This window comes from Calothrix anomala FACHB-343 (assembly GCF_014696435.1).
Taxonomy (GTDB): Bacteria; Cyanobacteriota; Cyanobacteriia; order Cyanobacteriales; family Nostocaceae; genus Aulosira; species Aulosira anomala_A.
In genome coordinates this window covers 1-12,667 of the sequence record NZ_JACJQG010000003.1, presented here as the reverse complement: position 1 = coordinate 12,667, position 12,667 = coordinate 1, and the positions used below count along the sequence as shown (strand labels likewise).

17 protein-coding genes are annotated in these 12,667 nt (G+C 40.8%); 4 read left to right on the top strand and 13 right to left on the bottom strand.

All coding sequences use genetic code 11. From position 1 onward, the window contains the following. Nucleotides 1-15: 15 nt before the first annotated feature. Together H6G08_RS01880 and H6G08_RS01875 are read left to right on the top strand one after the other, a co-directional pair. The gene (locus H6G08_RS01880) at nucleotides 16-279 is read left to right on the top strand and encodes an AbrB/MazE/SpoVT family DNA-binding domain-containing protein (RefSeq protein ID WP_190538610.1); all 264 of its coding nucleotides are present in this window, start codon (nucleotides 16-18) and stop codon (nucleotides 277-279) included. Beyond that, a complete protein-coding gene (locus H6G08_RS01875; RefSeq protein WP_190538609.1) occupies nucleotides 266-655 on the top strand; it encodes a type II toxin-antitoxin system VapC family toxin in 390 nt (129 codons plus the stop codon). The genes H6G08_RS01880 and H6G08_RS01875 overlap by 14 nt, the downstream gene beginning before the upstream one ends. Before the next feature lie 181 nt (nucleotides 656-836). On the opposite strand, the gene H6G08_RS01870 is transcribed toward H6G08_RS01875, so the two are convergent. The 10 genes from H6G08_RS01870 to H6G08_RS01830 form a co-directional block, all read right to left on the bottom strand. Beyond that, entirely contained in the window at nucleotides 837-2,108 is a 1,272-nt protein-coding gene (locus H6G08_RS01870) for a RuBisCO small subunit-like domain-containing protein (protein WP_190538608.1), read from the bottom strand. 89 nt (nucleotides 2,109-2,197) lie between these two features. After that, nucleotides 2,198-2,368: a type II toxin-antitoxin system VapC family toxin gene (locus H6G08_RS38640; RefSeq protein WP_339381700.1), complete on the bottom strand. Its 171-nt coding sequence runs from the start codon at nucleotides 2,366-2,368 to the stop codon at nucleotides 2,198-2,200. A gap of 15 nt (nucleotides 2,369-2,383) precedes the next feature. Further along, nucleotides 2,384-2,578 carry a type II toxin-antitoxin system VapC family toxin gene (locus H6G08_RS38475; protein ID WP_313940899.1) on the bottom strand — a complete coding sequence of 65 codons (195 nt, stop codon included), beginning with the start codon at nucleotides 2,576-2,578 and terminating at the stop codon, nucleotides 2,384-2,386. Further along, a complete protein-coding gene (locus H6G08_RS01860; RefSeq protein ID WP_190538607.1) occupies nucleotides 2,575-2,802 on the bottom strand; it encodes a type II toxin-antitoxin system Phd/YefM family antitoxin in 228 nt (75 codons plus the stop codon). The genes H6G08_RS38475 and H6G08_RS01860 overlap by 4 nt, the downstream gene beginning before the upstream one ends. A gap of 193 nt (nucleotides 2,803-2,995) precedes the next feature. Next, nucleotides 2,996-3,658 carry a Uma2 family endonuclease gene (locus tag H6G08_RS01855; protein WP_190538606.1) on the bottom strand — a complete coding sequence of 221 codons (663 nt, stop codon included), beginning with the start codon at nucleotides 3,656-3,658 and terminating at the stop codon, nucleotides 2,996-2,998. Between the two features lie 47 nt (nucleotides 3,659-3,705). Continuing rightward, complete coding sequence (locus H6G08_RS01850; RefSeq protein WP_190538757.1) at nucleotides 3,706-4,293, bottom strand: GDSL-type esterase/lipase family protein; 588 nt, start codon at nucleotides 4,291-4,293, stop codon at nucleotides 3,706-3,708. Between the two features lie 48 nt (nucleotides 4,294-4,341). Further along, the gene (locus tag H6G08_RS01845) at nucleotides 4,342-5,148 is read right to left on the bottom strand and encodes an AAC(3) family N-acetyltransferase (protein WP_190538605.1); all 807 of its coding nucleotides are present in this window, start codon (nucleotides 5,146-5,148) and stop codon (nucleotides 4,342-4,344) included. Between the two features lie 95 nt (nucleotides 5,149-5,243). Then, nucleotides 5,244-5,573 (bottom strand): ribulose bisphosphate carboxylase small subunit, encoded by a 330-nt coding sequence (locus tag H6G08_RS01840; RefSeq protein ID WP_190538604.1) that lies wholly within the window; start codon nucleotides 5,571-5,573, stop codon nucleotides 5,244-5,246. A 57-nt stretch (nucleotides 5,574-5,630) separates the two neighbouring features. Next, complete coding sequence (rcbX, locus tag H6G08_RS01835) at nucleotides 5,631-6,038, bottom strand: RuBisCO chaperone RbcX (protein WP_190538603.1); 408 nt, start codon at nucleotides 6,036-6,038, stop codon at nucleotides 5,631-5,633. Nucleotides 6,039-6,141: 103 nt separating this feature from the next. Next, entirely contained in the window at nucleotides 6,142-7,572 is a 1,431-nt protein-coding gene (locus tag H6G08_RS01830) for a form I ribulose bisphosphate carboxylase large subunit (RefSeq protein ID WP_190538602.1), read from the bottom strand. A gap of 846 nt (nucleotides 7,573-8,418) precedes the next feature. Between H6G08_RS01830 and H6G08_RS01825 the strand changes: the two genes are divergently transcribed. After that, nucleotides 8,419-9,534 carry a ligand-binding sensor domain-containing protein gene (locus tag H6G08_RS01825; RefSeq protein WP_190538601.1) on the top strand — a complete coding sequence of 372 codons (1,116 nt, stop codon included), beginning with the start codon at nucleotides 8,419-8,421 and terminating at the stop codon, nucleotides 9,532-9,534. 205 nt (nucleotides 9,535-9,739) lie between these two features. Next, nucleotides 9,740-10,510, top strand: coding sequence for a 3-methyl-2-oxobutanoate hydroxymethyltransferase (panB, locus tag H6G08_RS01820; RefSeq protein WP_190538600.1), 771 nt, complete (start codon nucleotides 9,740-9,742; stop codon nucleotides 10,508-10,510). A 785-nt stretch (nucleotides 10,511-11,295) separates the two neighbouring features. Here the strand turns inward: panB and H6G08_RS01815 are convergent. The 3 genes from H6G08_RS01815 to H6G08_RS37180 form a co-directional block, all read right to left on the bottom strand. Then, on the bottom strand, nucleotides 11,296-11,595 hold the full coding sequence (locus tag H6G08_RS01815; RefSeq protein ID WP_190538599.1) for a hypothetical protein: 300 nt from the start codon (nucleotides 11,593-11,595) through the stop codon (nucleotides 11,296-11,298). Next, entirely contained in the window at nucleotides 11,576-11,821 is a 246-nt protein-coding gene (locus tag H6G08_RS01810) for a hypothetical protein (RefSeq protein WP_096604706.1), read from the bottom strand. The genes H6G08_RS01815 and H6G08_RS01810 overlap by 20 nt, the downstream gene beginning before the upstream one ends. Nucleotides 11,822-12,482: 661 nt before the next feature. Continuing rightward, a partial coding sequence (locus H6G08_RS37180; protein ID WP_206758292.1) for a hypothetical protein occupies nucleotides 12,483-12,667 on the bottom strand: 185 nt, incomplete at its 5' end.

The window sequence follows — 12,667 nt, the reverse complement described above, 5'->3', positions numbered from 1 at the left end:
ATATTGACGAAATATATGGAAATAACAAAAGTATCCAGTAAGGGACAAGTAATTATTCCTGAAGAATTGCTAAAAGCTTCAGGCTGGGAAATCGGACAGGAATTAATAGCAATTAATATGGGTGATGGTATCCTTCTCAAACCTAAGAAACCTTTTACAGAAACCACATTAAATGATGTTGCAGGCTGCTTAAAATATGAAGGCTCACCAAAATCTTTAGAAGAGATAAATTATGCCATCCGTCAAGGTGTAGAGGAATCATGGCATGGTGGCAGTTGATACTAATATTATTGTACGTCTATTGACCCAAGATGACGAATTACAGTACCGAAAGAGTCTAGAAATTTTTCAAAATCAAAATATTTTTATACCAGATACAGTTGTTCTAGAAACTGAGTGGGTACTAAGGTTTGCTTATAAGTTTAAACCTGCTGAAATATGCACAGCCTTAAGAAAGCTTTTTGGTTTGCCAAATGTTCATCTGAGTAATGCTAGCCTAGTTTTTCAGGCACTGCATTGGCATGAATTAGGCTTAGATTTTGCAGATGCTTTTCATTTAGCCCAAAGCCAAAATCATGCAGAGTTTTACACTTTTGATGATAAATTCGTGAAAAAAGCTAAGGGATTAACTACCTGTGAAGTCAAACTACCTTAGTGAGGACTCACCAGAAACAGCTAACCTCAAAGTATGTAGTTAGGCGATGCCTGCGGCAACCCCTTCGGGGAACGCTCTACCCATGTCTTTACACTAATACAGTAAAAGCGATCGCATCAATAAAGCACTTCCTCAATTTATCAATATCGACAAAGGGCGAGATTTCCCCGCCCTTTATACTTTAATTTTTCCCATTCGGACGCTGAATAATCGTCTCTATCACGCGCCGCTTCGCTTTTGGATCGATTCCTACCAAACGCAGATATTCACCGCTATATTCCTCTAGACATGATTCTAAAGCGGATATGGCATCGGAATGTGCATCAATGTGGGTATTGAGACAACTTTGCCAAGAACCTGTCCGAAAACGACGTTCATCAACATGTTCAATATTAATGGTGTAACCTTGCGCCAAAATTTGCCGAATCTGTTCTTGGGTTTCTAATGTTAAATGGGGACTCGACGCTGGCTTATTTGCACCATTGGTTTTTGCAACTTGCTTTTCACCATCACTTGACGGCTGACTAGTTGGTGTCACATTGGGAGGTGGCGCAGCTTGATAACTTCTACCGCGATTGAGGCGATTATATTCATCAACCAACTGGGAATTTTCTACCCGCTTTTGTTCTGCTACCATCAAGTGACCAGATTCAATTAAATGCGCTAGGCTAAAATCTGGCTTTTTAAATGCTGGCGGCCCTTCTATACTATTGACAACACGTAAAGAAATGCGCTCAAATCCTATATCATGGATAAACTGGCGGATTTGTTCGTCATAAATGCGCGATCGCAATGCACTAAAGAAATCAATCGATTGATTAGCAAAAGTATCAACTAACTGTTCTACTTCTTTTTGCGAAAGTCCATCTGGTGCAAAAATTCCGCCCACAATCCCCACTTTATCGTCACGGCTGGGTTCCCAATAAAATTTTTCCATGCGCCCGTCACGAATTAACGGTGCATACAGGGTAGTAAAATCATTACCGGTGACAATAATCGGTACGCGACGCAAAGGTGTGGAATCGTAGCTTCCAGGTAACTGCACATCGGTAGGATTATCCGCAATATTCATCAGTGTGGCATTCACCAACTGAGTATTTACTGTATATTGAGTGCCTTCATCAAATCTACCTGCACCTGCATCTAAATCGTTAATCATCAGCACGCACATTTTACCGCGCACTTTGCTTAATTCCGACGTTTCTCGGTAGCGTAAGCGAATTAAACGTGCTGGATCTCCCGCATCAGGACTTTCTAATTCACCACCAGAGATGAGTGTTACTTCCACACCCATTTTTTCAAAAGCTAATTCACATTGAAAGGTTTTCCCTTCACCTTTACGTCCATGAATCCCTAAAATCAAAGGTACTCTAATACCAGGAAGATTTAAGAAGTTTTTGGTAATGTGGACAGCAATTTTATCCAAAAATCGAGGAGCAATGTAGTAACCCATAAAATTGTTCTTGCCTGGGAGTTATTAAAATAATGCTACGTGTTTTTGTGTCAAATTTTATTTATCTTTTGGTATAAAGATAATCCTAACTACCACAATCGCTGAATTGGATAGGCATCAAAAATTGTATCAGCACTCAGTATAGGAATATTTTCTACTATAGACTGTGCAATTAACAGCCTGTCAAATGGATCGCGGTGATGTAAAGGAAGTTGGGAAACAACTATAATCTCTTCTCTGGCGATCGGTATTACTTCAATACCATTGTTAATTATTTACTGTTCAATAAACTCTGGAAAACTCATATTAAAGTTGAGTTTACCAATACTGTGTTTGATTGCCATTTCCCAAAGACTGACAAGACTGAGTAGGTTATCATTGTTTTCAATTTGCGATCGCCAATTCTCGCTAATTCTTGGATTACCCATAACAAACCAAATAAAAGTATGAGTATCCAGTAGTTGTCTCATTCCATATATTCCTTAAAATCTTCTAATGGTTCGTCAAAGTCATCAGATATAGTTATTAATCCCTTAGCACTACCAAACTGAGGACGGCGTTTAACTGGTGATACAGGTGTTAACTTTACTACAGGTTGATTATCTTTGATAATAATAATTTCTTCACCGCTTAGGGCTGCTTCAACCAAATCAGATAAGTGTTGTGATGCTTCATCTAGAGTAATTTGCTGCATAAATACTACCTTCAGATATTTAATTTTATATCAATTCTATGTGAGGTTGCACATTAACGCCCGCAGGCTAGAAGCCTGGGGCTAAATAAACAAAGCCTGCCTCCGCAGGCTAATAATATGCATCTTCATATCAAAATGGTATTAGGTTAATCTCAACATCTATTTTAATATTCAAGCCGAAATATTTGAGTAATTATGCTAAAAATTGTTGATGCGCTTGCGAATTCAATCCTTGCTGTAATATCGCTAAAACTTGCGTCATTTCTCCAGTTAATAATGCAGTCACATCCAACCATAAACCAGGAAATACACGACTTTTAATAATCCCATCAGCATCGGGTGTTAATGTGACATACTCACCATTTTCTAAAATAAACCAATCAAATTTATTTTCAAATACTTGCCAAACAATATATTCTTTAACGCCATTGCGACGATATACCCGTTTTTTATCATATAAATCATTAGCCGCACTACTAGCAGCAACTTCTGCAATTAATTCAGGTGCGCCTTCTATATAGTCATCTTCACTAATTCGGGTTTGTCCACCGAGTTTTTCGTTAAGTATCAGTACAACATCTGGTTGTACTTCATTATCTGCATCTAAGCGGACTGTTGTATTATCGCCTAACTCCACACCTGGAGTAGAAACTTTGTAAGTACCTAACCAGATAATCAAGTTACCATGAGGCTGTCCATGACTTTTAAAACGTAATGGTGAGGCCACGTAAACGACTCCTTCGATTAATTCTGCTTTTTTAATATTCGACATCGTATGATAACGACGTTCAAATTCTGGGCGAGTTAGGCGATCGCCACTTTCTAAAGGTGGTATTTTGATATCTGAAGCTGTCATTTATGAATTCCTCAAAAAAATTTCTCTGCATCTAGTATAAGCAATTCTTATATAAACCAATTTTTCCAAGCTTCCCAACGATCTACAAGTTGAGCAAATTCCTCATAACCACAAGCTCTTGGATGAGCGCCATCATAATTTCTTGCTTCTTCTCTCCAAATTGTTGATTTTTGTAAATATTGAAAAATGTTGAGATAGGGAATATTTAATTCCTGACAAACTAAACCAAACTCTTGGACTAAATTAGCAATTCGTTGATTTTGTGCCTCATCTGTGCATGGAGGCGGACTCACCATCAAAACCGGATATAACTGTTGAGCCTGACTCAAAATATTGTGGATATTATCAATTGAATCTTCAACAGCAACACGGGTTTTACCATTTTCAATTGTCGTGTCATTTACCCCAAAGGAAAATACTACTCTCCCGTCACATTCTTTTGGTAGGCGATAGGTAGCTTCTCTGTGCCAACGGTTTCTCAGTTCTGTACTCGTTTCTCGCCGCACACCTAAATTGTAGTAAGTGATTTCATGACCTTTTTTCTGGGCATTCACACATATTCGACCTGTCCAACCGAGGCATTCTAGATCGCCTGTACCATTCACGAATGACTCGCCTAGAAAGCAAATTCTCATTTGGGATGGAGATTTTTCAGTCACAAAACCTCTACTCAGTTGCGATATCTATCTAGGATTATCCTTCAACCAAGTAACTGCAAAATCAACGGCATTTTTCATATTAAAGAATTTTGTTGTTGCAGAACCAACCGTTGAGATTTGGACTTGGCCAGTTTTTTCAAATGCTTCACCTATCTCAACAAAACAGCTAGTATCAAAATCAATATCTGTGAACCATTTCCAAACACGTTGTCCTGTTTCCAAAATAGGCGCACCCTTTTTAACTTGCTGTGCTTGACCAACCCGGTACTCGGCTAGATGAAAACTAGTGCAATTTTCATATCCAACACCCAATAAAAGTACCCAACCATTCAAGTCATACAGACGAGCTAATGGTGAATTTTCTCCTAATGAGTAGTCAAGAGAGTGATTTGAGACTATTTTTTCAACGTTTTGACCCCAAGCAGCAAAAGAAACCTGGGGATGAGAACTTCGGATGACATTTTCCCAAGTTCGGAAGGTTTCAACAATTTTGCCCATATCTCGTGTTGGAGTCACTTTAGTATCAAAAGCTGGCATCGTTTCACGGATGATAGACCACCACTGTTGCGGAACTGCTGGTTCTTGCCACATAGCCGGGTCAGATAAATCACCAGAATGGGTAGGCATGACCAAATTTCCGGCTGGTGTAATCACATCCATCAGTGCTTGAACTACTGCAACTGAACCACCGCAAACCCATCCTAATGAACTAAGAGATGAATGTACTATCACCGTCATCCCTGAATTAAGGCCGGCATTGACTAAATCTGTGGCTAAACTCTGACGAGTGCGAGGTGATGATGTGCTATGAATTACTTTTGATTCACTCATCTGGCATGGAGTTCTCAATATCTAAAAAACAAGAAAAGAGAGGTAAATTTATCTACCTCTCTTTAATTAATGAATTATTTAAGCTAAATCAGCTTTTAGTATCTGCTGGGTTTGTGAACGATAAAGCTGAGAACTTGGCACTGCTTGATGTTGTCGAAACCTACAACACGGATGTAGTTGTTAGAATACTGAGAACGGCAAGCTTGAACTTCGCTCAATACTTCGCGGGTGGATTTAGCACCAAACAAAGGTAGCTTCCACAGTGTCCAGTAGAATTCGGTAGGTTCAGAAGTTTCGTTGAATTCGATTGCTGGAATGTAACCTTGAGTCAGAATGTACTGAACTTGCTTTTCGATTTGAGCGTCAGACAGAGGGGGTAAGTAAGAAAGGGTTTCGTAGCGGCGCTCTTTTGGTAGAGTTTGCATGGCTTATATAACCGGTAATATTTTGTGACGACTTGGAATTACGTGGGTATTGATATCCTAACTAGCTAAGTTATCTAAGTCAGGATCGGTAAAACTTTGCTGTTCTGATTCCGGACTGGGGTTAGATAAATTCAACTGCGTCATGCGTTCTAGATGCTGGCGGCGCTTTTCCATATTTGCTTGCTGAATGCCAGTAAGAACCATTTCTGGGAGAAATTCGGTGATTTCCCTAGCTATATGTTCTCTCACCGTCATAATCCGCAATGCCAATTCTGGTTTTTCTCGCAAAAGTTCTTCGATGTATTTTTCCCCATCTTGGACTTTTCCGGCAGAAAAGTTATGCAGCCACAGTGCCAATGGTGGATTCGTTTCGCCTAGCTGCGCCAGCACAGTCCTTAGCGCCTGATAAGTTAGGTAGCTTTGGAGAGTTTTGGCTGTATCCTTCGCAATTTGCTTGAAATTCATGCTTGACCCAGCCCAAATTTAAGTAAAAAGTCAAAAGTAAAAAGTAAAAAGAAGGATTGAAAATTTTCTTTTACCTTTTAACTTTTTACCTTTTACTTGATTATCAGACGGTATCAACAGTCTCAAACTCGAACTTGATTTCTTTCCACAGTTCGCAAGCAGCAGCCAATTCAGGAGACCACTTAGCAGCTTCGCGGATGATATCGTTACCTTCACGAGCCAAGTTGCGACCTTCGTTACGAGCTTGGATACAAGCTTCCAAAGCCACGCGGTTAGCGGTTGCACCAGGAGCGTTACCCCAGGGGTGACCGAGTGTACCACCACCGAATTGTAGTACGGAGTCATCACCGAAGATTTCAACTAGTGCGGGCATGTGCCAAATGTGGATACCACCAGAAGCAACTGCCATTACACCAGGCATAGAAGCCCAATCTTGGGTGAAGTAGATACCGCGAGATCTGTCTTGCTCTACATAGTTTTCGCGCAACAGGTCAACGAAGCCCATTGTAATACCGCGATCGCCTTCTAATTTACCAACAACGGTACCGGTGTGAATGTGGTCACCACCAGACATCCGCAATGCTTTAGCCAATACACGGAAGTGGATACCGTGGTTCTTTTGACGGTCGATTACAGCGTGCATCGCGCGGTGGATGTGCAGCAACAAACCGTTGTCACGACACCAACGAGCCAATGTGGTGTTAGCGGTGAAACCTGCGGTTAGGTAGTCATGCATGATGATGGGCATACCGAGTTCTTTAGCATACTCAGCACGCTTCAACATTTCTTCGCAGGTAGGAGCGGTTACGTTGAGGTAGTGACCTTTGATTTCGCCTGTTTCTGCTTGAGATTTGTGGATAGCATCAGCAACAAACAAGAAGCGATCGCGCCATCTTTGGAATGGAGCAGAGTTGATGTTTTCGTCGTCTTTGGTGAAGTCCAAACCACCGCGCAAGCACTCGTATACTGCACGACCGTAGTTTTTAGCAGACAGACCCAATTTGGGTTTGATTGTACAACCCAACAAAGGACGACCGTATTTGTTTAATTTGTCACGCTCAACTTGGATACCGTGGGGAGGGCCTTGGAAGGTCTTGAGGTAAGCAACAGGAATCCGCAAGTCTTCTAGACGCAGAGCTTTCAAAGCTTTGAAACCAAATACGTTACCTACGATGGAGGTAAACATGTTGGTAACAGAACCTTCTTCAAACAAATCTAGAGGATAGGCAATGTAGGCAATAAATTGATTGTCTTCGCCAGGAACGGGTTCGATATCGTAGCAACGACCTTTGTAGCGATCTAGGTCGGTCAACAAGTCTGTCCATACTGTTGTCCAGGTACCAGTGGAAGACTCAGCCGCTACCGCCGCGCCTGCTTCTTCAAAAGGAACGCCAGGCTGGGGTGTGACTCGGAACGCTGCCAGAATATCTGTATCTTTAGGTGTGTAATCGGGTGTGTAATAAGTAAGTCTGTAATCTTTAACCCCGGCTTGATACCCAGATTTTGACTGAGTCTTCGTTTGAGCGTAAGACATAAATTCCCTTCCAAGAAGTCACACTGAATTACTTCACAAATCACGCTTAGTGCAATTTCCCCTCACCCTGCGCTCTCCCCCTGTAAGCAAGGGGAAGCCCAAGAAAATTTTTTTTAGTTAGGGGTTGTCTATGGCAAAGGGTAGCGGTTTTGATTTCGGAATATTTGGTGTGCTATTTCAGACACAATCGCCAATTTCCTTGATTTTTCGATGCACACAGCTATGTGCTTCTACTGTTCCTCTTTCCCAGGCATATAAATTCTTTTTATCTCTTTCTCTCATTCCTCTAATGTGTTTCCCAGCCCACATAACCTTGCTGTGACGCAAAATGATTTTTTACCCATTTTTCCTGAAGTACAACTTAGGCATTAGGGACTTTTCACCTCTATATCCGTCTATTTTCCTTGTTCTACAAGGAAATACTCAGATTTATGTGGCTTGAGTTGGGTTTAGAGAAATGGTGAGCGCAAGACAAAAATTGCACACCACGTAATTTGTAACTTGTCTCACAATATATCAAGAAATCAATAAGTTATACTTTGAAACTTTTTAACTTATATATTTAAATTTTTTATTACATAAAGTTTTAAACATTTTGTTAAGAGTGGTTTACAAAAGTACATTTATAGTCATATATGCTTTGGGCTAAAAGGGGAGATGGGGGACAAGGGAGACAAGGGGGACAAGGGGGACAAGGAGGACAAGGGGGACAAGGAAGCAAATAACTATTGACTATTGACTATTGACTATTGACTATTGACCACCCAGAAAAATTGCTGAAGGCGTTTAAAAAATCTTGGTGAAGGGAACACTGAAAATTAACCCTCTCTTTAAGGGAATCTCACCATGATTAAGCGTACTAATGTATTGATTACTTCTATCCTCGCAGGAATGGTGATGCTACCCAGCATGGGAATTATCGCTTTGAGCAATCCAGCGACAGCCCAAAAAACTGATAGTCCTGCACCAACACCCACAAAACCTGTTACTAATTCATCTAAGCCAACTAACTCTTACCCAGCTGTTGCGCCACCTCCGCGAGTAGACCCTTTGCCGAATGAAAGGGAAGAACAGGAAAATTCTCTAGAACCAGATTACCGCGTTAGCAACTTATTAGCAGATGTGACTGGTAATCTTTGGGTAGCTTCTTGGCGCGGTTTGTCACGCATTGACCCGAAAACGGGCAAGATTGTCTCTCGCGTAAGTCTACCGAATGTCGCCATTAGTGCCTTAGCACAAGACAAAGTAGGGCGCGTCTGGGTAGGAAATTATGAAGGATTAATCCGCGTTGAACCCCGCACCAGTGAAATTACTGCCCAAAATTTATTTTTGCCTTCTAAACGAGTTTTATCGCTATTGATTGACAAACGTGGCTATTTATGGGCGGGAACTGATAACGGCTTGGCCTTGATTAGTCCTGACCAAGGTTTAATTATGACTACGTTAAAAAATTTGCCTGGTGTTAGTGCTAACGCCTTAACTTTAGATGCAGATGGTCAATTATGGGTAGGCACTTTAGACGGACTGATCCGGGTAAATACTGCTAATGCTTTAATTATCAAGCGGATTGCCGATTTACCAGGAACAACTGTGCAAGCTTTGGCTATTAGTCCAGAAGGATTAATTTGGGCGGGGATGCCAAATAATTTGCTAGTTATTAACCCGAAAACTGGTGCAGTCATGCGTTCTGTCACTCGTCTGCGCGGACGTAATGTCACAGCAATACGTTTCGCTCAAGATGGTAGTGTATGGATCGGTACCAACAATGGTTTGTTACGATTAAATCCAAATACAGGCGCTGTCTTAGATGAGGTTGCAGGACTTCCTTCTAGTCGGGTACTTGCTTTGGTTCCTGATATTGCCAATAAATTATGGATTGGCACTAGTGAAGGTTTAGCTTGGTTAATGCCGAAAATGGAGAGTGCAAAAACCCATCTGGCTTTTAGTCGTGCGGTGAAGTAAGGATTGGGCATTGGGCATGGGGCATTGGGCATTGGGCATTGGGAAATACTTATCCGCCTTGTCTCCCTTGTCAACGCCACTTGCTACAACGCGGGGAACCCGCGCAACGCAGTGGCTCCTCCTTGTCCCCCCTGTCTTCCTTGTCGCCCTTCCTCAGTCCTCTACCTCCCTAGCGCCTTACCCCTAACCTCTACTCGGATTGAAAATGGTCGTTACCACCCAGCAATTAATTCAATGGAAACAACAAGGGCGTTCAATTGTCGCGTTGACCGCTTGGGATTATGCGATCGCGCAATTACTCGATGCAGCTGGGGTAGACTTAATCCTGGTAGGTGACTCAATGGCTGTGGTTCTTGGCTATGAGACTACATTGCCTATTACTTTAGAGGAAATGCTCTACCATGCTAAATCTGTGCGTCGTGGCGTTAAACGTGCCTTAGTCGTGGTGGATTTACCGTTCTTGACTTATCAAGAAAGTATTCAACAAGCTATGCATTCAGCTGGGTTGGTGTTAAAAGAAACCGGCGCTCAAGCTGTGAAATTAGAAGGCGGCTATCCGGCGATGGTAGAAACGATTGCGCGACTGGTACAAGCGGGAATTCCTGTGATGGGACATGTAGGTTTAACGCCACAATCAGTTCATCAACTGGGTTTGCGACAACAAGGGAAAACGCAGGAAACTGCTGAGAGAATTTTAAATGAAGCGATCGCTCTCGAACAAGCGGGTGTATTTGCGATCGTTCTTGAGCATATTCCTGCAGAATTAGCACTCCGTATTACCCAAAAACTCAGTATTCCTACTATTGGCATCGGCGCAGGAATCCATTGTAATGGACAAGTGTTAGTCACCTCTGACGTTCTGGGACTTTCAGAAAAACACCCGCCTTTTGCCAAAGTTTATACTAATCTCCGGGAGACTATTACCAAAGCTGTACAGGATTATGCACTAGAAGTGCGCGAGCAAAAATTCCCCTAGCAAACTTCTAAATAAACAAATATCCTATCGCCATGTCAGCAGAGGAAGCAGACTGAGACGTTCATCTTAGCTCTAAGAACTTAGATGATTTAATTCTGGAATTTTCTCATTTGGCGACTGACAACTGACAATTGACAAAAAAATAGTAATTGAAGATGAAGATATTGCAATTATCACTGCCAAAAAATCAACTAAGCGAAATAAGCAAGCGACAAGTTTGCAACATAACATCAACAATTACTACAGTTCTAACTTGAATCGGGAGGAAAAACTTAAATATTGAGTTTTATTTCCAGAAAACGTGTTTTTATTAGAGAGGTAGATATTTAGACACAGAATTGTTATCTGTACCCAATATGACTAGTGTAAGTAAACTCCTATAGTTTGGGGAAAGCCATTCTGAGGCTCAAAACTTGAGCAAAAATTAGATAGATAAGATATAGAACGAAATCAACTGCTTTTGAGTTTTGACTAAAGCTTTGACTAAATTACAGAGGTACTAGACTTTTAGCATCAGGCTAAAGCTTAAAACAAATAACATAGCTGTTATTTTTTGATTGCAGATCATCTCAATAAACAATCTAGCCAATTGTTCCAGATTCATTGACCTCAAAAATACAGCAAAACTCAAATATCTGTAGAGTAGAGTATTTAACGACCGAATATTTCATGCAATGGCTAAGATAAGTATTTATCAGACTTAACGCTATTTTTCTCTAGCCAATGCAGATTTATATTTTTGGTAAGTTGCCAATTCTATTGAGAAACAGCAAAGTGCAAAACTGCTAATTATGTAAATCTGCGAATCTTTTATCAAGGCGAAAATCAGGTGCAGGTTCTAGCTTCAGCCAATGTTTACGTTTATTTTTATTCTTGAGGATACTTACATAATTATCAGCGTAGCGGAAAGCTGATGCGCGATCGTAAGTAGCGATAGCCACTGCTTGAGAGAAAACCTTTGCAGGAATTTCATAACCAGAAAATTTCTGCATTAAAATAAACAAGTCTTCTTCGGTGACAGGTAAACTAATTTCTTCTACCTGTTCTGGTTCGTTAAAGATCTCTTCATTTAGCGTTCTGGACATTTAGCACCTCCCCAAATGCATAAGAAGCGAAACCGGCGATGAAATTAAGTTGTTGCTCGCGAGTCTGTAAATTTACGGGTAGTTCACTACTAGAACAGCCAATTTCCCGCAAAATTTCCAAACAGTAAGCACTCAGTTCAGTATATGAAGCTCTTTCCCAATTTCGAGCCACCTCTTTAGCTTTCTCTAGATTGACTCGAATTACAGTCATTACAGGGCTTGTCATCAATCTACCCTCCTAACTTTATATTCGCCATTTTTATCTGAACAACAAAATGGCGTAACCGTGTTATTGCGGAATTTCTCTAGGAGGGGGGGGAGAATATACGGGTATTTACGGTTAAAGTTCTTGGGCGATCGCTTCCCTTATATTTTGAATTGATACACTACCAGTATCTATGTATTTGCTTGGTAATTTATAGCAGCAAAAAGGTTTTAGCCTTTTGTTGTTAATCTTTTTTTAATTTTTTGCGTATACTTACTTGCATTTACTTAAGTGTTATCACGCAGATAATAGAGGGTTGAATACTCAACTTTCAACCGAAAAAAACTAGAAAATTTCTGATGACAAAATACTTTTCAGCTTGGAAGTGCAGTGCTGGCTGATGACTCCAAAAAAGAATTATGCTTTACATTTAGCAACATTGCCAATCTAACTTTAGTTAGAATTTTGGAGCTTATACGAATATTCACGGTTATCCGTTGCCATAATATCAATTTCTCTAAGTTTTTCCCATGATTGCATAGCTACAAATGTAGGTTTGGTTGAGGAACAAAACCCAACACTTAAAAATCTTGACTGGTTAATTGAGACGTAGGTTGGGTTGAGGAACGTAGACGCGGAGCGGCTTCCCGAAGGGTAACCCAACACCAAAAAACCTGGCTGCTTAGGGACTTCCAGAGAATAAAATATACAACTTATAAGAATGATAATCATTCTGGTGGGGAAGGAAGAGGTTGCCAACGGCAACCTCTTCCTTCCCTTTTTGTAGTAAATTCAATGATGATTCGATTTTTGAATGTACATAGGTGTCAATGGAATTAACAGATTCATTGAAAAACTTGTTGAAGG

What these genes read in the sequence shown, in the direction of transcription:
- H6G08_RS01860 (WP_190538607.1), bottom strand. Translation starts at nt 2,802, where the DNA reads ATGCAGCAAATTACTCTAGATGAAGCATCACAACACTTATCTGATTTG.
- H6G08_RS01830 (WP_190538602.1), bottom strand. Translation starts at nt 7,572, where the DNA reads ATGTCTTACGCTCAAACGAAGACTCAGTCAAAATCTGGGTATCAAGCC.
- H6G08_RS01850 (WP_190538757.1), bottom strand. Translation starts at nt 4,293, where the DNA reads ATGAGAATTTGCTTTCTAGGCGAGTCATTCGTGAATGGTACAGGCGAT.
- H6G08_RS01825 (WP_190538601.1), top strand. Translation starts at nt 8,419, where the DNA reads ATGATTAAGCGTACTAATGTATTGATTACTTCTATCCTCGCAGGAATG.
- H6G08_RS01815 (WP_190538599.1), bottom strand. Translation starts at nt 11,595, where the DNA reads ATGTCCAGAACGCTAAATGAAGAGATCTTTAACGAACCAGAACAGGTA.
- rcbX (WP_190538603.1), bottom strand. Translation starts at nt 6,038, where the DNA reads ATGAATTTCAAGCAAATTGCGAAGGATACAGCCAAAACTCTCCAAAGC.
- panB (WP_190538600.1), top strand. Translation starts at nt 9,740, where the DNA reads ATGGTCGTTACCACCCAGCAATTAATTCAATGGAAACAACAAGGGCGT.
- H6G08_RS38475 (WP_313940899.1), bottom strand. Translation starts at nt 2,578, where the DNA reads ATGAGACAACTACTGGATACTCATACTTTTATTTGGTTTGTTATGGGT.
- H6G08_RS01855 (WP_190538606.1), bottom strand. Translation starts at nt 3,658, where the DNA reads ATGACAGCTTCAGATATCAAAATACCACCTTTAGAAAGTGGCGATCGC.
- H6G08_RS01840 (WP_190538604.1), bottom strand. Translation starts at nt 5,573, where the DNA reads ATGCAAACTCTACCAAAAGAGCGCCGCTACGAAACCCTTTCTTACTTA.
- H6G08_RS01810 (WP_096604706.1), bottom strand. Translation starts at nt 11,821, where the DNA reads ATGACAAGCCCTGTAATGACTGTAATTCGAGTCAATCTAGAGAAAGCT.
- H6G08_RS01845 (WP_190538605.1), bottom strand. Translation starts at nt 5,148, where the DNA reads ATGAGTGAATCAAAAGTAATTCATAGCACATCATCACCTCGCACTCGT.
- H6G08_RS01875 (WP_190538609.1), top strand. Translation starts at nt 266, where the DNA reads ATGGTGGCAGTTGATACTAATATTATTGTACGTCTATTGACCCAAGAT.
- H6G08_RS01870 (WP_190538608.1), bottom strand. Translation starts at nt 2,108, where the DNA reads ATGGGTTACTACATTGCTCCTCGATTTTTGGATAAAATTGCTGTCCAC.
- H6G08_RS01880 (WP_190538610.1), top strand. Translation starts at nt 16, where the DNA reads ATGGAAATAACAAAAGTATCCAGTAAGGGACAAGTAATTATTCCTGAA.